General features: G+C 65.6%; 25 protein-coding genes. 6 read left to right on the top strand and 19 right to left on the bottom strand.

Going from position 1 to position 22,552, the window contains the following annotated elements:
- Positions 1–19: 19 nt before the first annotated feature.
- The 13 genes from ACH0BU_RS13295 to hisB form a co-directional block, all read right to left on the bottom strand.
- Positions 20–1,873 (bottom strand): ABC-F family ATP-binding cassette domain-containing protein, encoded by a 1,854-nt coding sequence (locus tag ACH0BU_RS13295; RefSeq protein ID WP_046411798.1) that lies wholly within the window; start codon positions 1,871–1,873, stop codon positions 20–22.
- A gap of 94 nt (positions 1,874–1,967) precedes the next feature.
- Positions 1,968–2,768: a LytR/AlgR family response regulator transcription factor gene (locus tag ACH0BU_RS13290; RefSeq protein WP_046410851.1), complete on the bottom strand. Its 801-nt coding sequence runs from the start codon at positions 2,766–2,768 to the stop codon at positions 1,968–1,970.
- 89 nt (positions 2,769–2,857) lie between these two features.
- Positions 2,858–3,976: a sensor histidine kinase gene (locus tag ACH0BU_RS13285; protein ID WP_046410849.1), complete on the bottom strand. Its 1,119-nt coding sequence runs from the start codon at positions 3,974–3,976 to the stop codon at positions 2,858–2,860.
- Positions 3,977–4,074: 98 nt separating this feature from the next.
- Positions 4,075–7,359, bottom strand: coding sequence for a TonB-dependent receptor (locus tag ACH0BU_RS13280; protein WP_296217981.1), 3,285 nt, complete (start codon positions 7,357–7,359; stop codon positions 4,075–4,077).
- Positions 7,360–7,523: 164 nt separating this feature from the next.
- The gene (gene ligA, locus ACH0BU_RS13275) at positions 7,524–9,650 is read right to left on the bottom strand and encodes an NAD-dependent DNA ligase LigA (RefSeq protein WP_500264164.1); all 2,127 of its coding nucleotides are present in this window, start codon (positions 9,648–9,650) and stop codon (positions 7,524–7,526) included.
- Positions 9,651–9,760: 110 nt separating this feature from the next.
- Entirely contained in the window at positions 9,761–11,338 is a 1,578-nt protein-coding gene (locus tag ACH0BU_RS13270; RefSeq protein WP_046410844.1) for an amino acid permease, read from the bottom strand.
- A 124-nt stretch (positions 11,339–11,462) separates the two neighbouring features.
- Positions 11,463–11,855 carry a histidine triad nucleotide-binding protein gene (locus ACH0BU_RS13265; RefSeq protein ID WP_046410843.1) on the bottom strand — a complete coding sequence of 131 codons (393 nt, stop codon included), beginning with the start codon at positions 11,853–11,855 and terminating at the stop codon, positions 11,463–11,465.
- A gap of 10 nt (positions 11,856–11,865) precedes the next feature.
- On the bottom strand, positions 11,866–12,201 hold the full coding sequence (locus ACH0BU_RS13260; RefSeq protein ID WP_500264163.1) for a phosphoribosyl-ATP diphosphatase: 336 nt from the start codon (positions 12,199–12,201) through the stop codon (positions 11,866–11,868).
- Positions 12,202–12,233: 32 nt separating this feature from the next.
- Positions 12,234–12,404, bottom strand: coding sequence for a hypothetical protein (locus tag ACH0BU_RS13255; protein ID WP_156167277.1), 171 nt, complete (start codon positions 12,402–12,404; stop codon positions 12,234–12,236).
- A 60-nt stretch (positions 12,405–12,464) separates the two neighbouring features.
- Positions 12,465–13,226 carry an imidazole glycerol phosphate synthase subunit HisF gene (gene hisF, locus ACH0BU_RS13250; RefSeq protein WP_296217987.1) on the bottom strand — a complete coding sequence of 254 codons (762 nt, stop codon included), beginning with the start codon at positions 13,224–13,226 and terminating at the stop codon, positions 12,465–12,467.
- A 3-nt stretch (positions 13,227–13,229) separates the two neighbouring features.
- Entirely contained in the window at positions 13,230–13,964 is a 735-nt protein-coding gene (hisA, locus tag ACH0BU_RS13245; RefSeq protein WP_314470360.1) for a 1-(5-phosphoribosyl)-5-[(5-phosphoribosylamino)methylideneamino]imidazole-4-carboxamide isomerase, read from the bottom strand.
- Positions 13,961–14,566, bottom strand: a complete 606-nt coding sequence (hisH, locus tag ACH0BU_RS13240) for an imidazole glycerol phosphate synthase subunit HisH (RefSeq protein WP_046410838.1) — start codon at positions 14,564–14,566, stop codon at positions 13,961–13,963. Before hisH ends, hisA begins: the two co-directional genes overlap by 4 nt.
- Positions 14,563–15,150, bottom strand: a complete 588-nt coding sequence (gene hisB / locus ACH0BU_RS13235) for an imidazoleglycerol-phosphate dehydratase HisB (RefSeq protein ID WP_046410836.1) — start codon at positions 15,148–15,150, stop codon at positions 14,563–14,565. The genes hisH and hisB overlap by 4 nt, the downstream gene beginning before the upstream one ends.
- Positions 15,151–15,223: 73 nt before the next feature.
- On the opposite strand from hisB, the gene ACH0BU_RS13230 reads away from it, so the two are divergent.
- The 4 genes from ACH0BU_RS13230 (at position 15,224) to gmk (ending at position 18,310) form a co-directional block, all read left to right on the top strand.
- Positions 15,224–15,709, top strand: coding sequence for an SspB family protein (locus ACH0BU_RS13230; RefSeq protein ID WP_296217992.1), 486 nt, complete (start codon positions 15,224–15,226; stop codon positions 15,707–15,709).
- A gap of 133 nt (positions 15,710–15,842) precedes the next feature.
- Positions 15,843–17,234: a class II fumarate hydratase gene (fumC, locus tag ACH0BU_RS13225; protein ID WP_296217994.1), complete on the top strand. Its 1,392-nt coding sequence runs from the start codon at positions 15,843–15,845 to the stop codon at positions 17,232–17,234.
- Positions 17,235–17,279: 45 nt separating this feature from the next.
- Entirely contained in the window at positions 17,280–17,495 is a 216-nt protein-coding gene (locus ACH0BU_RS13220; RefSeq protein WP_125945065.1) for a hypothetical protein, read from the top strand.
- 146 nt (positions 17,496–17,641) lie between these two features.
- Positions 17,642–18,310, top strand: a complete 669-nt coding sequence (gene gmk / locus ACH0BU_RS13215; RefSeq protein WP_046410833.1) for a guanylate kinase — start codon at positions 17,642–17,644, stop codon at positions 18,308–18,310.
- On the opposite strand, the gene ACH0BU_RS13210 is transcribed toward gmk, so the two are convergent.
- Together ACH0BU_RS13210 and ACH0BU_RS13205 are read right to left on the bottom strand one after the other, a co-directional pair.
- Positions 18,299–18,982: an ATP12 family chaperone protein gene (locus tag ACH0BU_RS13210; RefSeq protein WP_500264162.1), complete on the bottom strand. Its 684-nt coding sequence runs from the start codon at positions 18,980–18,982 to the stop codon at positions 18,299–18,301. The genes gmk and ACH0BU_RS13210 overlap by 12 nt on opposite strands.
- Complete coding sequence (locus tag ACH0BU_RS13205) at positions 18,979–19,191, bottom strand: hypothetical protein (RefSeq protein WP_125945063.1); 213 nt, start codon at positions 19,189–19,191, stop codon at positions 18,979–18,981. Before ACH0BU_RS13205 ends, ACH0BU_RS13210 begins: the two co-directional genes overlap by 4 nt.
- Positions 19,192–19,372: 181 nt before the next feature.
- Between ACH0BU_RS13205 and ACH0BU_RS13200 the strand changes: the two genes are divergently transcribed.
- Positions 19,373–19,585, top strand: coding sequence for a hypothetical protein (locus tag ACH0BU_RS13200; RefSeq protein ID WP_046410830.1), 213 nt, complete (start codon positions 19,373–19,375; stop codon positions 19,583–19,585).
- A gap of 33 nt (positions 19,586–19,618) precedes the next feature.
- Here ACH0BU_RS13200 and ACH0BU_RS13195 read toward each other — a convergent pair whose 3' ends face one another.
- The 3 genes from ACH0BU_RS13195 to ACH0BU_RS13185 all read right to left on the bottom strand — a co-directional run bounded on the left by ACH0BU_RS13195 (position 19,619) and on the right by ACH0BU_RS13185 (position 21,898).
- On the bottom strand, positions 19,619–20,710 hold the full coding sequence (locus tag ACH0BU_RS13195) for an RluA family pseudouridine synthase (protein WP_296218001.1): 1,092 nt from the start codon (positions 20,708–20,710) through the stop codon (positions 19,619–19,621).
- A complete protein-coding gene (gene crcB / locus ACH0BU_RS13190; RefSeq protein ID WP_296218003.1) occupies positions 20,707–21,084 on the bottom strand; it encodes a fluoride efflux transporter CrcB in 378 nt (125 codons plus the stop codon). Before crcB ends, ACH0BU_RS13195 begins: the two co-directional genes overlap by 4 nt.
- 73 nt (positions 21,085–21,157) lie before the next feature.
- Positions 21,158–21,898 carry a hypothetical protein gene (locus ACH0BU_RS13185; RefSeq protein ID WP_296218005.1) on the bottom strand — a complete coding sequence of 247 codons (741 nt, stop codon included), beginning with the start codon at positions 21,896–21,898 and terminating at the stop codon, positions 21,158–21,160.
- Positions 21,899–22,007: 109 nt separating this feature from the next.
- Between ACH0BU_RS13185 and ACH0BU_RS13180 the strand changes: the two genes are divergently transcribed.
- On the top strand, positions 22,008–22,229 hold the full coding sequence (locus ACH0BU_RS13180; RefSeq protein WP_296218006.1) for a hypothetical protein: 222 nt from the start codon (positions 22,008–22,010) through the stop codon (positions 22,227–22,229).
- Positions 22,230–22,250: 21 nt separating this feature from the next.
- Here the strand turns inward: ACH0BU_RS13180 and ACH0BU_RS13175 are convergent.
- Positions 22,251–22,552: SPOR domain-containing protein (locus ACH0BU_RS13175; RefSeq protein ID WP_500264161.1), on the bottom strand; the 302-nt coding region annotated here is incomplete at its 5' end.

The raw sequence follows: 22,552 nt of genomic DNA, 5'->3' as shown, positions 1-22,552 counted from the left end.
GACTTCCATGCGTGGTGCGTCAGGCGGCTTCGAGCGCCTCGGTCGCTTCCAGCCAACGCGCCTCGGCCGCCTCAAGCCGCTCCACCACCTGCGCGCGGCGCTTCAGCAACTGGCCGGTGTTGAAGCCGTACAATTCCTTCGGTGCCGATGCCGGATTGGCCATGGCATGGTCGATCGCGTCACGTTCGGACGCCAGCCTGGCGATCTCGGCTTCGGCCTCCTTTGCGGACTTGCGCCAGGCCTTGTCGTTTTCGCGCTTCTCCGCAAACGCCTTGCGATCATCCTTGCCCTTTGCCTTCCCTTCGGACTTTGGCTCCTTGGCGAGGATGAAGGCGGTGTAATCGTCGAGGCTGCCGTCGAATTCGCGCGCAGTGCCGCCGTCGACCAGCACCAGCCGATCGGCGGTAAGCTCCACCATGTGACGATCGTGACTGACGATCAGCACGGCGCCCTTATAGTCATTGAGCGCCTGTACCAGCGCCTCGCGTGCGTCGACATCGAGGTGGTTGGTCGGTTCGTCGAGGATCAGCAGGTGCGGCGCCTCACGCGTGATCAGTGCGAGCGCCAACCGCGCCTTCTCGCCGCCTGACATCTTGCCGACGGTTGCCGTCGCGCGATCGCCCGAGAAGCCGAAGCGACCAAGCTGCGCGCGCACCGCGGCCGGCGTCGCGCCCTTCATCACCCGCGTCATATGGGCGAGGGGGGTGTCGTCGGAGTCGAGCTCCTCCACCTGATATTGGGTGAAATAGCCAACCCGCATCCGGTTGCTCGCCGTCATGCTGCCCTCCATCGGGGCGAGCTGCGCCGCGATCAGACGGGCGAAGGTGGTCTTGCCGTTGCCGTTGCGGCCAAGCAGCGCGATGCGATCGTCCGGATCCATGCGCAGGTTCAGCCGGCGAAGGATCGGTGTGTCGCCATAGCCGACGCTGGCATAATCGAGCGTGACCAGCGGTGGCCGCAACGGTTCGGGATCGGGGAAGCCGAACGACAGCGTCGGATCATTGGCGAGTTCGGCGATCGGCTGCATCTTGGCCAGCATCTTGGCGCGGCTCTGCGCCTGCTTCGCGGTCGAGGCGCGCGCGGAATTGCGGGCGATATAGTCCTGCAGCTTGGCTCGCTGGACATCCTGGTTCGCCTTTGCCGCCGCGATCTGCGCCATACGCTCGGCCCGCTGGCGCTCGAACGAATCATAGCCGCCGGCGTACAGGGTCGTCTTTCCACCCTGCAGGTGCAGGATGTGATCGACGACATTGTTGAGGAAATCACGCTCGTGGCTGACGACGACGATCGTCGCCTTGTAGGAGCGTAGGAAATCCTCCAGCCACATCACTGCTTCGAGATCAAGGTGGTTCGACGGTTCGTCGAGCAGCAGCAGGTCGGGCTGCGAGAACAGCAGGGCGGCGAGCGCGACGCGCATCTTCCACCCACCGGAGAAGCTGTCGAGCGGCTGGTTCTGCGCTTCCTCGTCGAAGCCGAGGCCGAGGAGGATCTGCGAGGCGCGGGCGGGTGCGGTGTACGCGTCGATCGCGATCAGCCGCTCATAGATGTCGCCGAGCTTTTCGGGATCGGTTTCGGTTTCGCTCTGCTCCATGAGCGTCGCGCGCTCCGTATCAGCGGCGAGCACCGTCTCGAACGGCGTGGCGTCCCCGGCGGGTGCTTCCTGCGCGATATAGCCGATGCGGGCGCCCCGCGGCTTGTCGATCGAGCCGCCGTCGGGCTCGATCTGGCCGGCGATCACCTTCACCATCGTCGACTTGCCGGCACCGTTGCGCCCGATCAGGCCAACGCGGCTGCCGGGCGGCAGCGAGGCGGAGGCGCCGTCGAGGATTGCGCGCCCACCTAGGCGCACCGTGATACCATTGATCGTAAGCATTGGCGCGCCGTAGCAGATTTGCTGCGCTTGCGTAATGCACGTCGGTACCGGCCGGCGCGCATGCGCCAGCCGGCAGGTCATCGGTGCGAACGTCTCAGTGGACGAAGCGGGCGACGACGTCGCGGTAGCTGCGGCTCACCTTCACCTGCGCGCCCGAATCGAGCACGAGGAAGCATTCGCCATTGGTGTGCGGCTTCACCTGGCGCACCTGATCGAGGTTGACGATCGTCGAGCGGTGGACCCGCTGGAAGCGGCGCGGATCCAGGCGCTTTTCCAGGTCCTTCATGGTTTCGCGCAGGATAAGCGTGTTGTCCGCCGTCTTGATGCACATATAGTCGCCCGCGGCCTCGACGATTTCGATCGTGTCGACATCGACGCGGAAGATCTGGCCGCGGTCCTTGACGTTGATGAGCTTTTCGAAGCGGCTTGCATTGGGACCTTCGCCGCCGTCCACGATCTCGGCCGCGGCCTCGGGCGCGTGCTCGGCGAGCGCCTCCTTCAGCTTTTCCGCCTCGTTGATGCTCGATTTTTCCGCCAGGCGCTGCCGCACGCGATCGAGCGTGTCGGCGAGCCGCGATTCCTCCACCGGCTTCATCAGATAGTCGACGGCCTGCGCCTCGAACGCGCGCAGGGCGTGATCCGAATAAGCGGTGACGAACACGAAGAGCGGAGGTTCAACCTCCATCAGGCCCTGGACGACGGAGAAGCCGTCAAAGCCGGGCATCTGGATATCGAGAAAGACGAGGTCGGGCTTGTGGGTCTTGATCGCGCTGATCGCTTCGCGCCCGTTCTGGCACTTGGCGACGATCTCGACGTCGGCGTGCGCCTGCAGCCGGAGCTCTAGGCCCTGGATCGCGAGCGGCTCGTCGTCGACGAGAATGGTGCGGATGGTCATGGTACAGTCATTCTCCAAGCGGATGCCACCAGCCCTGACGATCGGCGCCGGCGGTCATCGTACGTCACTGCCCCCTTAACTCTTCCCCGTTATTCAAGCTGGAACGGTATCTCGATCTCCACGCCGAACCCCCCCGTCGGCATCGCGCGGACCTCGAACCGGTGATCCGTTCCGAAAGATTGTGCCAGTCGCTCCCTGATATTGGCGATCCCGACGCCGGTTGAAAGGCTTGGCTTGTTCCGCGTCGGCTGCAAGCCCGGTCCAGTGTCAGATACGCTGATCCGAACGCGATCGCCGATCAACCGCGCGCTGACGTGGATTTCGGCGCCTTCCTCCTTCGGCGTGACGGCATATTTGATCGCATTTTCGACCAGCGGCTGCAGCAGGAGCGAGGGCAGGCGTGCGCGTTCGGCCGCGGGGTCGATCTCGAACTTCGGGCGGAGCCGATCCTCGAAGCGCATCTTCTCGATCTCGAGGTACAGCTTCAGCGTCTCGATTTCCTGCGCGAGCGTCACATGCGCGGTCGGCTCGTTGGCGAGCGTGTAGCGCAGGAAGCTGGAGAGGCGGCTGAGCATCGCATTCGCCCGCTCGGTCTGTTTCAGCAGCACGAGCGTCGAGATTGAATTGAGCGTGTTGAACAGGAAGTGTGGATTCAGCTGATAGCGCAGCATCGCCAGCTGCGCCGAGGACGCCTGCGTCTCCAGATGCTGGAGCTGATCGATCTGCTCCTCGACGATAAGGTAGAAATTGATCCCGAAGTAGAGCGCCGACCAACCGGCGAGCACGGTGAAATTGAGGAACAGCGAGCCGATCAGCAGCTTCACGTCGACGCCGGGCGCCGAGAGCTTGATGAGGCTGAAGGAGAAAGTGTCGAGCAGCGCGTAGATGAAGGTCGCAGCGCCGAGCGTGAAGACCGTCAGCAGGATCGCGGTGATACGCGGCAGGCCGCGATAGACGCCGTACAGCACCGACAGCAGCAGCGTGATGCAATAGCCGACGATCGTTTCCACGAGGATGCTGACCACACCTTGCATCGTGAAGCCGCCGGATATGGCCGAAACGGTCCGCAGGACGAGATAGCCGGTCCAGCCGGCCGCCTGCAGGATCCAGAAGGCGCGGGCCTTGTCCTCGAAGAAGGGCCGGACCGCCAGATTGCTGGGTCGGATCGGCGCTTGCGGAGTGGACGGTGCAGGAAGCGAGGTCGCCATTGCGCGCCCCTTACACCGCCATTCGCCGTCGCGCAAAAAGGAAGGGCCGCCGCACCCGAAGATGCGGCGGCCCCGAAGACCCATTCAGGTCAGCGCGATCAGAAGGTGAAGCGCGCGCCGAGACGGATCAGGTAGAGCGAGTTGTTGATGCTCGGGTTGGCCGTGTTCGGCTCACGGAAGTTCGAATAACGGTACTGCGCGCAGGCGTTCGCCCCGTTGGACGGCGATCCGATCGCGCCGGTCAGCGCCCCACCGGTGGCGTTCAGGCACTGCACCTGAACCGTCGCTGCGGTGTACGGGAAGCCGAGCTGACGCAGGCCGCCCCAGTTGCTGTTCAGCAGGTTCGGCAGGTTCTCGATGTCGCCGAACAGCGTGATCCGCGAACCGCCGACGAAGGTCGGGATTTCCTGCTCGACGTGGAGGTCGATGCGGGTGAAGGCGCGGTTGCGGGCGATGTTCTTGCCAGCGATGCGGCCGCGATAGTCCTTCAGGCTGGTGCGGTTGATCAGCCCTTCCAGACCGTTACGCGTCGCTTCGCTGTCGTAGCTGACGAGCGGGTCGGTGGTGCTGGTCGGCACGTACATCAGGTAGCGATCGTTGTTGCCGATCGTTCCGAACACCGGCGAGCGGCCGTTGTTGTTGTCCTGCATCGTGAAGCTGAACGGACGTCCCGCGCGGGTTTCGCCGAACAGCTGGATCGCGGTGCGATAGTCACCGAACAGCGCACGATCGAAGCCGACACCGTACTTGAACGCCCACTTAATCTGATCGTTCGAGATGCCATAGGCCGGCACGTTCGGGTCGATCATCGCGGCGTTGCCGTACAGCGAGCTGGCGGTCGACGAGGTGGCCGGGCTGACGTCCTTCACGTCCTGCCAGGTGTAGCTGCCGTGGACCGACAGGCCGAAGTCGAACCGCTTGTCACCGCGAACCACGAAGATGAAGCTGCGACCGCGATCCTCGTTGTAGAACAGGAAGTCGCTGTTGCCATCGGTCAGCGTGGTGCGCGGCGCATAGCGCGGGCGGCCATCCGGCAGCGTGCCGACGCGGCGGACACGCAGGTCGGTGAACGACGGAGCGCTGAGGACGTCGGTGTACAGGAAGTCGGCGCCCAGGTTCACGCCGCGAACCTTCGCATCAGCCGAGAAGGTCGCCTTCAGCACCGAAGGCAGACGCAGGTCCTGCGCCAGCGACGAGGTCGGGGCGAGCGACAGCGACTGCGTGTTGTTGCGCAGGTAATCGACGGCCGCCTGCGGGATGCCCGGCGCGACGACGTTGTCGAGGATGCCGCACAAAGCTGCGCCGGTGCTGCAGCCCGCCGGATCGGTATTCGAACGGATCACGCCGAAGCCCGAGGTCGACGAGTTCAGCGCGTTGGTCAGGACGCCCGTGGTCGAGAAGCTGTTCGACAGGTACACGTCCGGTGAACCGCCACCGAACACACCCACGCCGCCGCGCAGGCTGAGCCAGTCGTTCGTCTGCCAGTTCGCGCTGATGCGCGGCTGGAAATTGTCCATTCCCTTGAACGTCTTGGTGTTCGGGAAGCCGTAGCGCGCCAGGTAGAAGCTGTTCAGCGGCACCTGGGTGCGCATGCCGTACAGGTCGTAGCGGGCGCCGTAGGTCAGCGTCAGGCGGTCCGTGATCGCCCAATCGTCCTGGAAGCCGAAGGTGTACTGGCCGTACTTGAAGTCAGCTGCGGCGCTGTTGATGTCACCGTCGAGCGCGACCTGCAGGTTGTAGGCGCTGGCGCGACCGTTGCGGAAATCCGTAATCGAGTCGAAGTACAGGCTGCCGGTGGCGTTCTGAACGAACAGGTTACGGCTGCGGTTCTCGTTATATTCAACGAGGAACTTCAGCTCGTGCGAACCGGCCGAGTAGCGGGTCAGGAACGAACCGCCCCAGGTGTCGAAGAACAGCTCGTTCGCCTGACGGCTGTTGTCCGGGCCGAAGGCCACGATCGGCGTGCCGACGCCGCAGCTCGACGCGGTGTTGGTGCCGTTCACGATGCTCGTCGGGTCGGTGCAGACGCGGATCTGCGGGTAGCCGGTGCCGAGCAGCGGATCCTGGCCGCGGCGCGTGCTGCGATAGAGGAAGCGGGCTTCGGTCGACAGCTGATCGGTCCAGTCCGAGTTCAGCTTCACGATGCCGGCGCGCAGCAGGTTCGAGGATTGATAATAGTTGGACGCCAGGCCGATGACCGGGGTGTTGTTGTTGGCGCTGGTGCCGTTGGCGACCGTGCTTTCCTCGTACGCGTTGATGTACGACAGCGAGAGGCGGTGATTGTCGGTGATGTTCCAATCAATCTTACCGACGATCTTCTCGTCCTTCTGATTGTTGATCGTCACGAAATCGCCGGTCGCATAGCCGCCGTAGCGCTGCGTGTTGGCGATGTTGATCACCTCGTCCAGCACGCCCTGGTTGTAGCCGGGGATCTGGTTCAGCGTGGCGATCGACAGTGGGCGCGGATCAGTGTTGCGCTCCGCCGAGACCATGAAGAACAGCTTGTCCTTGATCAGCGGACCGGCGATCGTCGCGCCGTAGGTTTCCGACTTGTACTTCGGCAGGGTGATGCGGTTCGAACCGATGCGGTCGCCCTGCAGGCCATCGGTCGACTGCGAATAGAAGCCGGTGCCGGTGAAGGTGTTGGTGCCCGACTTCAGCGTGGTGTCGATGACGCCGCCGAGGAAGTTGCCCTGACGGATGTCATAGGGCGCGATCGAGACCGAGAACTGACCGATGGCGTCGAAGGGGACCGGGCCACGGTTGGTCGGGTTCGCATCCGAGTTCAGGCCGAAGGTGTCGCCGACCTGCACACCGTCGATGGTGAAGCGGTTGAAGCGCGGGTTGACGCCGGCAAAGCTGACGGCGCCCTGACCGTTGGTGAGATCAAGCGCGGCGAACGGGTCGCGGCGGGCGAGATCGCGGACGTTGCGGTTGACCGAGGCGACCTTCGAGATGTCGCGCGCGTTAAGAACGGTCTGCGGGCCGTCCGAGGTGACGCCGGCGCCGGCGATCGACGAGGCGGTCACGACGATGTCGCCGTCGCCTTCGTCAGCCGCCGCAACGTCGATCGGCAGCGAATAGGTCTGACCCACGACGGTGTAGATGTCGGTAACCTGCTTGGCGCCCTGGGGCGACTGGACATCAACGGTGAACGTGCCACCCGGACGCAGACCGCTCAGCGAGAAGCCGCCGTTCGCATCGGTGGTGGTCGAAGACGTCGTGCCCGACGCGGTTTCCCGCGCGGTAACCGTTGCGCCCGCGACGGGCGCACCTGCTGCCGTCACCGTACCACGGATGGCGGAAGTGGTTTCCTGAGCCATCGCGCCGGCCGGTGCGATGAGCGCAACCGCAGCTACGCCCAGAAACAGGTTATGTCGCATTTAATCAAATTCCCCTTGGAGCAGGTGCTCTGACAAACGGTGCCTGAACCGCTGCCGCGCCCGTGCCCGCGCAATATTTCCGTTCGGTTACGCGGGCGAGAAGAATCCAAAGGGAACCATTTTTGATTTTGGTGCGTTGCAAAAAAGCGACAGGTGTATTTGCGCTATCCGGCAGCTGCGACGATGGCTTGCCAGCCTGCCTCATCGACGACCCTAATGCCCAGGTCCGCGGCCTTCTTCGCCTTGGATCCAGCGCCCGGCCCAGCGACCAAAAGATCCGTTTTCGAGGATACAGATCCGGACACCTTGGCGCCCAATGCCTCTGCCTGAGCCTTCGCCTCGTCGCGGCTCATCGTTTCGAGCGTGCCGGTGAAGACCACGGTCTTTCCCGACACGTCGGAGGCGCGAGTCTCATGCACCACATCCGCGGGTGTCAGCTGGCCGAGTAGGTCCGCGACCGCCGAGTCGTTGCGTTCCTCGGCGAAGAAGTCGATCAGCGCGAGCGCGACCTCCGGCCCGACCTGCTTCGTGTCGACGATGGCGGCCAGTTCCTTCGCGGTGCGGGCGAGGAGCTTGTCGTCACTCTCCCCGATGGCCTGCAGCATGGTGTCGCGCTTTTCGATCCCGGCCTGCACCATGGCGCGGAAGTCCGCCCAGCTGCGCCAGCGCCGCGCGAGGTCGCGGGCGGTCACCTCGCCGATATGGCGAATGCCGAGCGCGAAGAGGAAGCGGTCGAGCGGGGGCTGGCGCTTCGCGTCGATCGCCGCGATCAGGTTGCGCGCCGAAACCGCGGCCCAGCGTTCGCGCGCGAGCAGCTGTTCCTCGGTCAGGCGGAAGATGTCGGCCGGGGTGGCGATCAGGCCGTCGGCGAAGAAGCTTTCGATATTGGTGATGCCGAGGCCCTCGATATCGAGCGCGTGGCGCGAGGCGAAGTGGCGCAGGCGCTCCACCTGCTGCGCCGGGCAGACCAGCCCCCCGGAGCAGCGCCAGTCGACCTCGCCCGGCTCGCGCACCGCTTCGGAGCCGCATTCGGGGCAGTGGGTGGGGAAGTGCCAGGCGGGGCGCTCCTCATCGGTGGTGAGGTTTTCGACGATCTGCGGAATGACGTCTCCGGCGCGTTGCACCACGATACGGTCGCCGGGGCGGACGCCGAGCCGCGCGACCTCATCCGCATTGTGGAGGGTGGCGTTGCGGACAACGACGCCGCCGACCGTCACCGGCTCCAGCTTTGCCACCGGCGTCAGCTTGCCGGTGCGGCCGACCTGGATGTCGATATCGTTGAGGGTCGTCTGCGCGCGTTCGGCCGGAAACTTGTGTGCGATTGCCCAGCGAGGGGCGCGGGCGACGAAGCCCAGACGCTCCTGCCAGTCAAGGCGATCGACCTTGTACACGACGCCGTCGATGTCGAAGGGCAGGTCGGCGCGCTCGCGTTCGATGCGGTTATATTGGGCGAGGGCGTCGCTGGTAGTGGCAACGGTGGTGAAGCCGTCGGCGACGGGAAAGCCCCATTGCCGAATGGCGGCGATCACGGCCGATTGGGTGGTGCCGGGGAGGGCGGTCGCCTCTCCCCAGCCATGCGCGAGAAAGCGCAAGGGGCGCCGCGCCGTCACACCGGCGTCCTTCTGCCGCAGCGAACCGGCGGCGGCGTTGCGCGGATTGGCGAACTGGCGTGCTTCCTTGCCCGTCTCAGCCGCTTCCTCGGCCAGCCGCTGGTTCAGGGCGGCGAAATCGGCCTTCGCCATATAAACCTCGCCGCGGACCTCGAAGATATCGGGCGCATCGTCTGGGAGGTTGGCGGGAATGTCCGCGATGGTGCGCACATTGGCGGTCACGTCCTCGCCCGTGGTACCGTCACCGCGGGTCAGCGCCTGGACCAGCCGGCGCTGTTCGTAGCGGAGCGAGCAGGACAGGCCGTCGATCTTCGGTTCTGCGGTGAGCGCCACCTCCTCGTCATCACCGAGGCGCAGGAAGCGGCGGACCCGGGCGACGAATTCCTCCACCTCCTCGTCGCTGAACGCATTGTCGAGGCTGGTCATCGGGCGTGCGTGCGTCACCTTCGCGAGATGGCCCGCGGGCGCTGCACCGATCTGCCGCGAGGGGGAATCGGCGCGGACGAGGTGCGGGAAGGCGGCCTCCAGCGCATTGTTGCGGCGGACGAGCGCATCATAGTCCGCGTCGGGTATCTCCGGAGAATCGTCGGTGTGGTAGAGGCGGTTGTGGCGCGCGATCTCGCCGGCGAGATACTCGAGCTCGGCAGCACCGGCGGTTTCGGTGGTGGGAAGCGCGGTCATGCCGGCTGGTTAGGCGAGCCGGGACGCGCCGCCAAGCCAGTGCGCCCGATGCGAAAAGGGCCGGAGCAATGCCCCGGCCCTCTTGCTGTAACTAAGGTGCGTCGCCGTGCCTAGCGCGTGCCCGGCACCGACGGATCGACCTCATGCACCGCTTCGCTCTCGTGCACTTCGACCAGGCCGCGGCCAAGGTGCGACGCGCGGTAGCCGTAGCCATAGTAGATCACGAGGCCCAGGATGCCCCAGAGCGGCAGCACCAGCATCGCGTCTAGCGGCAGGTTGAAGAACAGGAAGATGCAGCCTGCGATCGTCAGCGGGCCGACGATCCAGAGCGCCGGGGTGCGGAAGCTGCGCTGACGATTCGCCTCGGTACGGCGCAGGATCATGACCGCGATGGCCACCATCATGAACGCGTAGAGCGTACCCGCATTGGCGATATCCGCGAGCTTGCCGACCGGCAGGAAGGCAGCGGCAAAGGCCACGGCTGCGCCGGTGATCGCGGTGACGATATACGGGGTCTTCCACTTCGGGTGCACTGCCGACAGGCGCTCCGGCAGCAGGCCGTCACGGCTCATCACGAAGAAGATGCGGGTCTGGCCGAACATCAGGATCAGGATGACCGACGGCAGCGCGAGGAATGCCGCGATGCCCAGCATGTTGCCGACGCCCGACCAGCCGATCTGACGCAGCACATGGGCGAGCGCCTCGTTCGAGCAGACGAGCGGGAGGTCGTTGGCGGCGAAAGTGGCGCACTGGCGGGCAAGCTCTTCCGAGCCGGCCGGGAACGGCACGCCGTTCGGCCCCATGATCGGCTGACCACCGACGGTGCCGATCGCACCCGCAGCCACCAGGATGTAGAAGACGGTGCAGAACAGCAGCGATCCGACCAGACCGATCGGGACGTTGCGCTGCGGATTCTTAGTTTCCTCAGCCGCGGTCGACACGGCGTCGAAGCCCACATAGGCAAAGAAGATCGTCGCCGCGGCGCCGACTGCACCGACGCCGGTGCCGAAGCCACCAAAGATGCCGGCCGGGAGGAAGGGGTTGAAGCGATCGGAGTCGAACGCGTCGGAAGGAATGGTGAGTGCGATGAAGGCGGTCAGCGCCGTCACCTTGATCGCCACCAGCACCGCATTCACGCGGGCGCTTTCAGTGGTGCCGACCATCAGCAGCCAAGTGATCAAGAGCGAGATGACGACGGCGGGCAGATTGATGAAGCCGCCTTCGACACCGCCTAGTGCGAGCGGTGCGCCCGACAGCCACGCCGGCAGGTGTATCCCGAGAAATTCATTGAGGATCGTGCCGGTGAAATAGCCCGACCACCCGACGGACACGGCGCTGGCCGCCACGGCATATTCGAGGATCAGGGCCCAGCCAACGGTCCAGCCGACGAGTTCGCCCATCGTGGCGTAGCTGTAGGTATATGCTGATCCCGCGACGGGGATCATGGCTGCAATCTCCGCGTAGCAAAGCGCGGCGACAATGCAGATCAGGCCGGCGATCGCGAATGCGAGCATCAGGCCCGGGCCGGCCTTTTGTGCGCCGGCGGAGGTGAGAACGAAAATACCGGTACCGATCACACAACCGATGCCGAACAAGGTGAGCTGGAACCAGCCCAAGGTGCGATGAAGCGCTTTTTTCTCGGCAGTCGCCAAGATGGCGTCGAGCGGTTTTACTCGGCCAAAGATCATGCGGCCTTTTCCCCCAGGAGCGCGGCACTGGCGGCCGCATGTGCATTAAAGCGCGCGAAACTAGCGGGAGATCGTCATCGCGCAATCCCTCACGGCGTTCGGAAGCAAGATTGCGTCTTTTCTGCTACTTATGGCTGTCATTTTGAACCAGCATAGGGCCTAGCGGCCGGCCAGCAAGGATATGGACGTGCAGATGGGGCACTTCCTGATGGCTGTGCGGACCGGCATTGGCCAAGAGGCGGTAGCCCGGTGTGACCAAACCAGCCTCCCGCGCGATGTGGCCAACCGCCCGGACGAATCCGGCAATCTCCGCATCGCTGGCCCTGGCGGAGAAATCATCCCAGCTGACGTAGGCGCCCTTCGGGATCACCAGAATGTGCGTCGGAGACCAAGGCGCGATGTCGTGGAACGCGAGCGCGTATTCGTCCTCGTACACCTTGCGGGCCGGTATCTCGCCGCGAAGGATCCGCGCGAAGATGTTCTGATCGTCATAGGGCAGCGTTGCATCGACGGGCATGAGCGAAGCCTTATTCAGGGCGGAAGGAGAGGGGGCGGCCAGCCTTTTCGTCATGGCCCGACTGGCCCTCACGCCGGTCGAGCTCGCGTCGGACGTCGTCGAGCGAGAGGCCGGCGTCGGCGAGCAGCACCAGCAGATGGAAAATCAGGTCGGCCGCCTCAGGAACGATCTCCGCATCCTCGCCGGAGCAGGCGGCGATGACCGTTTCGACCGCTTCCTCGCCCAACTTTTGCGCGATCTTATGTCGTCCCTGGAAGAACAGGCTCGCGGTATAGGAGCGTACCGCGGGTGCATCCTTGCGCGCGCGGATCGTTGCTTCGAGACGGTCGAGAGTGTCGTCAGCCATGCCGCGCGAGGTGCCGCGCGCGGCGATCCAGGTCAACCTTTCCGACCACGGTTGCGCAGCGCACGCCGGGTCAGCCAGACGGCGATGGCGGCGGCAACGAACAGCGCCGCATCGGACAGTTCGGGACCGGTACGCGGCGTGGACACCGCCGCAGCCCCGACGGGCGGAGCGGCGGCGGTCAGCGTGAACAGCGAAGGCGGCATGACGCAAGCGGCTCCGGAAGGGACGAGGCGTCCCTTATGCCACCGACATGCAGCGAAGCGTCAATGCCGCCGTACCGGCACGCCCGCCGCGGCGAGGGCAGCATGAGCGTCGGCGATGGTCGCCTGACCGAAGTGGAAGATCGAGGCTGCAAGCACCGCCGAGGCATGACCCTCCGTCACCCCGCGGACGAGATCGTCGAGAGTGCCGACACCCCCAGAGGCGACCACCGGCACGCTCGTCCTGTCCGCAACGGCGCGGACCAGGTCGAGGTCATAGCCGTCGCGGGTTCCATCCCGGTCCATCGACGTCAGCAGGATTTCGCCTGCGCCAAGCTCCGCCAGGCGCAAGGCATGAGCGACGGCATCAATACCCGTTCCGCGTCGGCCGCCGTGGGTGAATACCTCCCACCCGCCATCGACTCGACGCGCATCGACGCTGGCGACGCAGCACTGGCTGCCAAATCGCTCGGCAATGTCAGCGACCACTTCGGGCCTCGCCACCGCGGCGGAATTGACCGCCACCTTGTCTGCCCCGGCCAGCAGCAGCGCGCGCGCATCATCGGCGCTGCGCACGCCGCCGCCCACCGTCAGCGGCATGAAGCAGACCGCTGCCGTGCGGCGCACCACTTCAAGGATCGTGTCGCGCCCCTCATGGCTGGCGGTGATGTCGAGGAAGCACAATTCGTCGGCCCCCGCCGCATCATAGGCGCGGGCCTGTTCCACCGGATCGCCGGCATCGATCAGATCGACGAAGTTGACCCCTTTCACGACACGGCCGTTGGCGACGTCGAGGCAAGGAATGACGCGGGCACGAACCGTCATCGTTCAGGCCGCCGCAGCAACGGTAAGCGCGGCGGCAAGATCAAGCCTGCCGTCGTATAGGGCGCGCCCGGTAATGACGCCTTCGACCCCGTCGCGGGCGTGAAGCGCCAGCACGTGAATGTCCGAGATGCCGGCAACGCCGCCGCTGGCGATCACCGGGATCGACACGGCCCGCGCCAGATCGACCGTCGCCTCGACATTGCAGCCCTTCAACAGGCCATCGCGGCCGACGTCGGTGAACAGGAGCGCCGCAACGCCGGCATCCTCGAATTGGCGCGCGAGGTCGGTGGCGGTGGTGGTGGATACGTCGGCCCAACCCTTGGTCGCGACCATGCCGTCGCGCGCGTCGACCGCGACGACGATGCCGCCGGGGAAGGCGGCGGCCATGTCACGAACGAACTGCGGATTTTCGAGCGCGGCGGTACCGATCACGACGCGGGCGACGCCGGCGTCGAACCAGGCCTCCACGCTCTCCGGCGTGCGAATGCCGCCGCCGAGCTGCACATGGCCGGGAAAGCGGCTGACGATCGCGCGCACGGCCTCCCCGTTGCGGCTTTCACCGGCAAAGGCCCCGTCGAGATCGACGACATGGAGGTGGCCTGCGCCCGCATCGGCGAACAACATCGCCTGGGCTGCGGGATCATCACCATAAACGGTCGCACGATCCATATCGCCCTCGGCGAGGCGAACGACCTGGCCCGCCTTTAGATCGAGGGCGGGAAACACGATGAGGCTCAAGGACGCCACTCCAGAAAGCGAGCAAGAAGATCGAGGCCGTAGCGCTGGCTCTTCTCCGGGTGAAATTGAACGCCGACGATCGTGTCGCGGCCGATCGCGGCAGTGACGGGGCCAGCATGGTCGGTCTGTGCGAGCACGCCGTCGCCATCATAAGCGAAGCTGTGCAGGAAATAGGCTTCGCCCGGCCGCAGGAGCGGGTGATCGCCGGTGGGCACCACATCGTTCCAGCCCATGTGCGGCACCTTTGCATCGGTACCGGCGGGATCGAGTCGCCGGACATTGCCGGGCAGCCAGCCGAGCCCGCGATGCTGGCCGAGTTCCTCGCCCTGTTCCGCGAGCAGCTGCATGCCGACGCAAATGCCAAGGAACGGCGCGCCCTGGTCGAGAACGCGGGAGCGCAGCGCCGCCTCAAGCCCGTCGACCGCACGCAGGTTTGCCGCGCAGGCCCCGAAGGCGCCGACGCCGGGAAGGACGATGCGATCGGCGCGGGCAATCGCGTCCGGATCGGCGGTGACGATCACGTCTGATGCGCCGGCGGCGCGCAGGGCGTTTTCGACCGACAGCAGGTTCCCCGACTGTATGTCGACCAATGCGAGCGTCACAGAACGCCCTTGGTCGACGGGATCGAATCGGCCTTGCGCGGATCGATCTCAATCGCCTGACGCAGCGCCCGGGCGAGGCCCTTGAACGCGCTTTCGGCGATGTGGTGGTTGTTCTCGCCGTGCAGCGTCTCGACGTGCAGCGTTATGCCCGCGGCCTGCGCGAAGCTGTGGAACCAGTGTTTGAACATCTCGGTGTCCATTTCGCCAAGCCGCTTCTGGCTGAACTCGGTCTTCCACACGAGCCAGGGGCGCCCGGAAATGTCGAGCGCGACGCGGGTCAGCGTCTCGTCCATCGGGGACAGCGCATCGCCATAGCGACGAATGCCGCGCTTATCGCCGAGCGCCTTGGCCAGCGCCTCGCCGATGGCGATCCCGGTATCCTCGACGGTGTGGTGCTGGTCGATATGCAGATCGCCCTTCGTCTCGACATCCAGGTCGATCAGCGAGTGGCGGGAGAGCTGCTCCAGCATATGGTCGAAGAAGCCAACTCCGGTCGACACACGGTACGCGCCCGTGCCATCAAGGTTAACGGTCACCGCGATCTTGGTTTCGCTGGTGTCACGGCGGATCGTCGCGCTGCGCATGAGCGCGCACATAGCGGAGCCGACGCGCCATGCAATCTTGACCGAACGGTTCGTGCCGTTACCGATGATGCAAATGGACGACCAAGCACCTGACAGCCTGATTCCCTACGACGAGATCGTGCAGGAGGCCCTGCGCGCCGTCGTCGGTCGCGTGCTGGGCTCGGTCGCGACCGGCGGGGGGCTGCCGGGCGACCATCATTTCTACATCACCTTCAAGACGCAGGCGGCGGGGGTCGATATCCCGCAGCGGCTGATCGAGCGTTTCCCCGATGAAATGACGATCGTGCTGCAGAACCGCTTCTGGGACCTGACCGTCGACGCGGAGCGCTTCTCTGTCGGCCTGAGTTTCAACCAGGTGCCCTCGAAGCTGATGATTCCCTATTCGGCGATCACCGGGTTCCACGATCCGGCGGTCAATTTCGAGCTGCGCTTCCAGGCGCAGGAAGGGCCCGGTGACGGTCCCGAGCCGCACGATCCGGCGGAAAACGATGGCCCGCCATCCACGTCGAGCGAGGACGGGTCGAACGTCGTCTCCGTGGACTTCAAGCGCAAGAAATAGCCTCGCTTCGGGCCGGTAGCGTGCCGGCACCATGAACATGGGCGCAAGGGGACACGGCGGCCGACCGCCGTGTCCCCTTGCGCCTTACTGCTTCGCCTCCAAATACCGCCTGTCACGACAGATAGGCTGAGGCATGAACGACACGCGCACCGAGACCGACTCGATTGGCAGCATCGAGGTGCCAACGGACGCTTACTGGGGCGCGCAGACGCAGCGCTCGATCGAGAACTTCCCCTTTGGGGCGATGGAGCGGATGCCAATCGGCATCGTCCGCGCGCAGGCGATCGTCAAACAAGCCGCCGCTCGGGTGAACGCCCGCCATGGGCTGGACGGAGCGGTCGTCAAGGCGATCGAGGATGCCGCGCAGGAGATCGTGTCAGGCAACCTGGATGAGCAATTCCCGCTGGTCATCTGGCAGACCGGCTCCGGTACGCAGACCAACATGAACGTGAACGAGGTGATCGCCGGACGCGCGAACGAGGTGCTGACCGGCAAGCGCGGCGGCAAGGCGCCGGTGCACCCCAACGATCACGTCAACATGAGCCAATCGTCCAACGACAGCTTTCCCACGGCGCTGCACGTCGCGACGGCGCTCGCGACGCGTGATGCGCTGCTCCCGGGGCTGGACAGGCTTCACGCTGCCCTGGACGCCAAGGCGAAACAATGGCGCGACATCGTCAAGATCGGGCGGACGCATACGCAGGACGCGACGCCGCTGACACTGGGGCAGGAATTTTCCGGCTATGCCGCGCAGCTCGCAAGTTGCCGCGGGCGGATCGAGGAGGCGCTGCACCGCGATATTCGCAAGCTCGCGATCGGCGGTACCGCGGTTGGCACGGGATTGAACGCGCCCGAGGGCTGGGCATCCGACATGACCGCGGCGATCAGCGACATCACGGGCTTTCCGTTCGAACCGGCGCCGAACAAGTTCGAGCAGCTGGCCGCCAAGGATGGCCTGGTCTTCTTTTCCGGCGCGCTCAACACGCTGGCGGTGGCGCTCAACAAGATCGCCAATGACATCCGGCTGCTGGGTTCCGGTCCGCGCTCCGGCCTGGGCGAGCTTTCGCTGCCGGCGAACGAGCCGGGTAGTTCGATCATGCCGGGCAAGGTCAATCCCACGCAGTGCGAATCGCTGACCATGGTTGCAGCGCAGGTGATCGGTAATCATCAGGCGGTGACCGTCGGGGGCATGCAGGGGCATTTCGAGCTCAACGTGTTCATGCCCCTGATCGGGGCCAACGTGCTCCGATCGATCCACCTGCTTGCAGTGGGGATGACCAGCTTTGCCGAGCGCTGTGTCGATGGGATGGTCGCCAATGAGCGGCAGATTGCTGATCTGGTCGGCCGATCGCTGATGCTGGTCACCGCGCTCGCTCCCGAGATCGGCTATGACAATGCGGCGAAGATCGCCAAACATGCCCATGCCGAAGGGCTGACGCTGCGTGAGGCAGGTCTGGCGCTTGGGCTGGTTGATGGTGAAACGTTCGACCGCGTGGTTCGCCCCGAGGGGATGCTGGGAACCTGAACCGCGCCGAAGCGCTTAGCGAGCCAAGTAGAGAAAGGAACATCCATGCTTCGCACCATCGTTGGCGCACTCGTCGGCAAGGAAATCGATCGTCGGGATGGGCGCGGTGGATTGAAGGGCGCGGCCGTGGGCGCCCTGGCGGCACGCATGGCGACCCGAACGGGCCCGCTTGGGCTGCTGCTCGGTGGCGGCTACGTAGCGAAGAAGATGTACGACCGGCGCAAGGCGGGCAAAGGCATGTCCGGGCGCCCCGTGCGTTGATCCTGCCAGGCAGATGCCCATGATGGGATCTGCCGGCACAGTGACGAGCGGCTGAGCACCGGCCGAGCTGCTCAGCCGCGCGGCTTTTGCGGGAATGACGCGGACGGAACCTTGACGCTCATGTCCTCCGCGCGGCAGGAGCGCGCATGGCCGCATCTTCCCCGACCGATCCGCATGGCTTTCGCCGTCGCGGCGTCCTGTTCGTCTTGTCATCACCCTCGGGCGCAGGAAAGTCGACGATAGCCAAGAAGCTCCTGGCGGCTGAGCCGGAGCTGTCGATGTCCGTATCCTATACGACGCGTGCGCCGCGCCCCGGCGAGATCGACGGCAAGGATTATCACTTCGTCACGCTGGATCGCTTTCGCGAGATGGCGAACAACCATGAATTCCTCGAGTGGGCGCATGTCTTCGACAATCGCTACGGCACGCCCAAGGCCGACGTGTTTCACACGTTGAGCGAGGGCAAGGACATATTGTTCGACATCGACTGGCAGGGCGCCCAGCAGCTGCACCAGCTGGCCGGCGGCGACGTAGTCCGTGTGTTCATCCTGCCCCCGTCGATGGCTATCCTTCAGGATCGGCTACAGAAGCGCGCGACCGACAGCCAGGAGGTGATCGACGCGCGCATGTCGCGTGCCGCGAACGAGGTGAGCCACTGGGACGGTTATGACTACGTCCTGGTCAACGATGACCTCGAACATTGCTTCGAATGTGTCCGGATGATCCTGGCGGCCGAGCGGCTGAAGCGATCACGCCAGACCGGCATCATCGGCTTCATCCGCAGTCTGCTCAAGAAAAGCGGTTCACTCGAGTAGCGCGAGAAAGCGTACAGCCGCGTCGAGATCGCGGCGGCGCGCGGCATTGGCTTCGGCCGCCTGCTCATCCACGCCCCATTGTTCGGCCTGCCACGTTTCATCGACCGTGGCGGCGGCCCACAGGGTGTCGGCGTCGATCTGCCCCTCGGCCAGCGCAAGAGCACCGACGAGTGTGCCCGTGATCGTGACGATCGGCTGAAGCGCGGCGAGGCAGAAAGGGTCGCGACTCGCGACAGCCTCTGCCAGCCGGGTCACAGTCGCTGGTGGCTGTGGCTGGTGCATGAGGCCACTGACGATCTCGAAATGCGCGTCGTAGCGGCCGCGCGCCCATTCCAGCAGCGGATCCCATGCTCCGGCCTCACGCTGCACCAGTTCGACCGGCGATTCGGCGCGATAGCAGAGCAGATCGGTCTCGGCATAAGCCGCCAGGCCTGCGGCGAAGGTGCGGGGGGAGGGGGCGACACGGTCGATCGCAGCGTTGGTGAGCCCGGTGAGCGGCATTGACCGTGGATCGAGCGTCTCGCCGACCCCGCGCCATTCGTCCGCGACTGCCTCTGCAAGGGCGGTGCTTGGCAATGCGAGCGGTGCTCGACCCGGCGTGCGAACAGGGCGGCCGTCCAGCCGCACCACCCGCTCCTCGTCAATCGTGACGTCAGTCCAGAAACGCTTCATTCACTCGGGCTCCGCCATTGCCGCGCCAGCGCGCGCGGTACGACCGCCATGGCCCACAATGCGGCAAGCACAATCGCGCCGCCCAGTATCTTGCTGCCAGTGTCCGGCCCCTCTGCGAGCAGGATGACGCCGAGCACCGCAGCCATCGCCGTGACGATGCGGGTCAGCGAAATAATCAGCCAGCGTGTTCGGGCGGGGTCGCGTGCCATGTCGCCGCTATGGCCTATGCTTCGTGGAGGCGCCAGTCGCGACCAGTTGGTTCCGCAACGGGATCAACTGGCAGTCAACCTCTTGGTTACGTATCAGCTTTATGGTCTATGGAAGCAATAGCGAGAGCGGGCCCGGGGGGGCAGGCCTCACATTTTCTGAGCCTATGGAAACGGAACGACGATGGTCGGCGCGGCAGTCTTTATCTACGGTTTGTTGGTCAGCTTCATTTTTTCGGGCGCATCGCGCAACGCCAAGCTGCGCCGCCCCAATCCGCCGGTCCTCACCTATGTCGGCTATGTCATGTGCGGCATCACCGCAGGCGCATCGCTGATCCTGTCAGCGCATGTGGTTAGCCTGTCGCTGGGCGCGCCGCTGCTCAACCTCACCATCTGAGCGCCGCCGGGAGCCAGGCTCCCGGCGTGCCATTCACTCGCCCCGCGCGCCGCGACCGCGGCGTTCGCCCCGGCGCGCCTTGCGGACCTGCTTGGCATGCGCGCGTGCCTTCGCCTTGCGGTCCTCGCGGGTCACCGGCAGCCGCGTATCGGCCGGAAGCGCGTCACCAGCGGCCTCGTCAAAGCCAAGGCCGGCCAGACTTTCCGCAAAATGCGTGGGCAGTTCGGCGGTGACGTCGATCGCCCCGCCATCGGGATGATCCACCCGGATGCGGCGCGCGTGCAGATGCATCTTGCGGCTGATGCCCCCGGTCAGGAACGCGGCCGGGCCACCGTATTTGCCGTCCCCGACAATCGGATGACCAATCGCGGCCATGTGGACGCGCAGCTGATGCGTGCGCCCGGTGAACGGCTGTAGCTCGACCCAGCAGGCGCGGTTGCCGGCGCGTTCGATGACGCGATAGCGGCTGCGCGCGGGCTGGCCGTTCTCCTCGTCGACGTGCATCTTCTCACCGCCGGTGCCGGGCTGCTTGGCGATTGGCAGGTTGATCGTGCCGTCGTCAATCGAGGGAACGCCGACGACGAGCGCCCAATAAACCTTCTTCGCCGACCGCCCGGAGAACGCCTTGGAGAAGAAAGCGGCAGCGCGGGAGGTGCGGGCGACGAGCAGCGCGCCCGACGTATCCTTGTCGAGGCGATGGACCAGTTTCGGCCGACCCTCGGCATCGAACTGAAGCGCGTCGAGCAGGCCATCGACATGGGCGGTCGTCTTCGTTCCGCCCTGCGTGGCGAGGCCCGGCGGCTTGTTCAGGACGAATGCGGCGGGATCCTGGTGGATCACCATTTCGCGCGCGAAGGCGACCTCATCCTCGCTGAGCGGCGGACGCTCGCGCTTTGGCTTGGCATCGGTGCGCACCGGTTCCGCTGGCGGGAGGCGGAGGACCTGGCCGGCGGTCACGCGGTCGCCCGGGCCGACGCGCGCGCCATCAAGGCGTAACTGGCCGGTGCGCGCCCATTTCGCGACAGTGGTGAAGCTGGTGTCGGGCAAATGCCGCTTGCACCAGCGATCCACGCGGATGCCGTCGTCATCGGCGGCGACGGTGAACTGGCGGACGCTGTCGTTCATGCTGCCACCCGGGTGAAGGCGAGTCCGGCCGCCAGCGCCGCGATCGAACCGATCGTCGATAGAAGAATATAGGCGAACGCCTGAAGCCAGGCGCCGCGTTCGATCATCAGCAATGTTTCGAGTGAAAAGGCGGAGAAGGTAGTGAACCCGCCGAGTACGCCCACCCCGATCAGCAGGCGCCAAGCCTCGCCGCCGCTGCTGAGCCGCGCCAGCGTTCCGGCCAGCAAGCCCATGGCGCAGCCGCCCGCGATGTTGACGATCAATGTGCCCCAGGGCCAGCCTGTGCCAAGGGTGGTCAGGGCGGCGCGCCCGACGAGGTGGCGCAGGCCCGCCCCGGCGGCCCCACCGGCCATCACCAGAAGTAATCCGTTCATTACCGCGCCCCTAGAGCCAAAACGCCCAAAGGGGAACGCCGAACGCGTGCCCTGTGCCGTTCGGTCGGCTTGCTCAGCCGCCGCCGTCGGCCATCAGGTCAACCTGCGATCCGCCGTTTGGGCGCGGCTTGACGATCAGGAAGAAGGCGGCGTTCTTCTTCGTGCCTGCCAGGATATGCTCTCCGCTGTCGGCCTGATGCTCGGATCGGAAACCGGCCTCTGAGGTGCGGGTGTAATACCAGTCGAGCAGGCGCTGGACGGGCGCTGCGCTGATGAAGCTGACGACTCGCAGCGCGCAGCCGTCGCGATCGGCGCCGGCCGCCTCGCTGATCTGGGCGTCGGGATAAAGCGGCACGCCTTGCGGAAGGCGGTTGGCCCAATCCGCGGAATAGGCGACGTTGTTCACGCATTGCGCCGAGGCGCCCTGGCTCTGCGCCAAGGCCCCAAGCGTCAGCGCGCGCCGGGCGGCGGCACATTGCGTGCAGGTTCCGGTCGGTGCGGGCGCGGCGCGGAGCGCGCCGGCTACCTGAGCGTCAGCGCGTTGGCCAATGCCTTCCGGCGGTAGCGCGCCGGAACCTGGCTGAAGCGGCGGTCGCACCGTATTGGCGTTCGCCTGTTGCACCAGCTTCGGATCGACCATGATCGGATCGCGAAGCGCACCTTGCAGCGCCGGGTCATTTGCGCTTGCCGCGTCGTTCATCGTCGCGAGGCTGTTGTCGAGATCAGCCACCGCGGCTTGATCCGCGGGCGGAGATCCGCAGGAGGCGAGTGCGAGCAACGCTGTTGCCACCCCAAGCATGACGTTGGTTTTCATCATCGCTCCCTCGAAAACGGCCTCATGATTATCGCCGCATCCTTAAGGAAGGATGCCCATGATGTGTCCCATGCTTGCAACACACCCCGTCTGGCACCATGTCTTGCGGATGCTGAATATTGCTTCGATTCTGATCGGCCTCGTCACCCTCTTGCTGGGAATCGTGGCGTTCATGCCGCTGCTCGGCTGGTTGAACTGGTTCGTGATCCCGATCGGGATCGTGGGCATCGCGGTGGGCGCTTTGTCGTCCACCAATGGCGGGCGCAACCTGAACGTCGTGCTGGTCGTGATCTTCGCGCTGCGCCTGATGCTGGGCGGCGGGATCATCTGAACCCCGCCGCGTCAGCGATCATCAGGGAGCGACCACGACGCAGCTGACGCGGGCCTTGGCGCACGCCGCCTGCGCCGCGCTGCGTGAGGCAAATCCCGTCGCCTGCAAGCGCGTGACGGCGCCTGCCTTCACGTAGCTGGGGCTGCCGCCGGTGCGGCTGCCGACCTGTGCCCAGAGGTTGCGCGCGTTGGACTCGTCGCGGAACGCGCCGAGCTGGATACGCCAATTCCCGCCGCTCGCGGCTGGAGCGGGTGCGGGCGCGGGTGCAGGCCGGGGCGCGGCGACGGCCGGCGCCGGGCGCGGCGTCGCGGCGGGGCTAGCCG

The sequence above is a fragment of the Sphingomonas olei genome (assembly GCF_045369765.1).
Classification (GTDB): Bacteria; Pseudomonadota; Alphaproteobacteria; order Sphingomonadales; family Sphingomonadaceae; genus Sphingomonas; species Sphingomonas panaciterrae.
The sequence above is the reverse complement of the archived record's forward strand: the minus strand, read 5'-3'. Positions and strand labels throughout refer to the sequence as shown.

Bases quoted from the DNA above. Each gene is read 5' to 3' on its own strand.
- ACH0BU_RS13295 (WP_046411798.1), bottom strand. From the start codon at position 1,873: ATGCTTACGATCAATGGTATCACGGTGCGCCTAGGTGGGCGCGCAATC.
- ACH0BU_RS13290 (WP_046410851.1), bottom strand. From the start codon at position 2,768: ATGACCATCCGCACCATTCTCGTCGACGACGAGCCGCTCGCGATCCAG.
- ACH0BU_RS13285 (WP_046410849.1), bottom strand. From the start codon at position 3,976: ATGGCGACCTCGCTTCCTGCACCGTCCACTCCGCAAGCGCCGATCCGA.
- ACH0BU_RS13280 (WP_296217981.1), bottom strand. From the start codon at position 7,359: ATGCGACATAACCTGTTTCTGGGCGTAGCTGCGGTTGCGCTCATCGCA.
- ligA (WP_500264164.1), bottom strand. From the start codon at position 9,650: ATGACCGCGCTTCCCACCACCGAAACCGCCGGTGCTGCCGAGCTCGAG.
- ACH0BU_RS13270 (WP_046410844.1), bottom strand. From the start codon at position 11,338: ATGATCTTTGGCCGAGTAAAACCGCTCGACGCCATCTTGGCGACTGCC.
- ACH0BU_RS13265 (WP_046410843.1), bottom strand. From the start codon at position 11,855: ATGCCCGTCGATGCAACGCTGCCCTATGACGATCAGAACATCTTCGCG.
- ACH0BU_RS13260 (WP_500264163.1), bottom strand. From the start codon at position 12,201: ATGGCTGACGACACTCTCGACCGTCTCGAAGCAACGATCCGCGCGCGC.
- ACH0BU_RS13255 (WP_156167277.1), bottom strand. From the start codon at position 12,404: ATGCCGCCTTCGCTGTTCACGCTGACCGCCGCCGCTCCGCCCGTCGGG.
- hisF (WP_296217987.1), bottom strand. From the start codon at position 13,226: ATGACGGTTCGTGCCCGCGTCATTCCTTGCCTCGACGTCGCCAACGGC.
- hisB (WP_046410836.1), bottom strand. From the start codon at position 15,150: ATGCGCAGCGCGACGATCCGCCGTGACACCAGCGAAACCAAGATCGCG.
- ACH0BU_RS13230 (WP_296217992.1), top strand. From the start codon at position 15,224: ATGGACGACCAAGCACCTGACAGCCTGATTCCCTACGACGAGATCGTG.
- fumC (WP_296217994.1), top strand. From the start codon at position 15,843: ATGAACGACACGCGCACCGAGACCGACTCGATTGGCAGCATCGAGGTG.
- ACH0BU_RS13220 (WP_125945065.1), top strand. From the start codon at position 17,280: ATGCTTCGCACCATCGTTGGCGCACTCGTCGGCAAGGAAATCGATCGT.
- gmk (WP_046410833.1), top strand. From the start codon at position 17,642: ATGGCCGCATCTTCCCCGACCGATCCGCATGGCTTTCGCCGTCGCGGC.
- ACH0BU_RS13210 (WP_500264162.1), bottom strand. From the start codon at position 18,982: ATGAAGCGTTTCTGGACTGACGTCACGATTGACGAGGAGCGGGTGGTG.
- ACH0BU_RS13205 (WP_125945063.1), bottom strand. From the start codon at position 19,191: ATGGCACGCGACCCCGCCCGAACACGCTGGCTGATTATTTCGCTGACC.
- ACH0BU_RS13200 (WP_046410830.1), top strand. From the start codon at position 19,373: ATGGTCGGCGCGGCAGTCTTTATCTACGGTTTGTTGGTCAGCTTCATT.
- ACH0BU_RS13195 (WP_296218001.1), bottom strand. From the start codon at position 20,710: ATGAACGACAGCGTCCGCCAGTTCACCGTCGCCGCCGATGACGACGGC.
- crcB (WP_296218003.1), bottom strand. From the start codon at position 21,084: ATGAACGGATTACTTCTGGTGATGGCCGGTGGGGCCGCCGGGGCGGGC.
- ACH0BU_RS13185 (WP_296218005.1), bottom strand. From the start codon at position 21,898: ATGAAAACCAACGTCATGCTTGGGGTGGCAACAGCGTTGCTCGCACTC.
- ACH0BU_RS13180 (WP_296218006.1), top strand. From the start codon at position 22,008: ATGCTGAATATTGCTTCGATTCTGATCGGCCTCGTCACCCTCTTGCTG.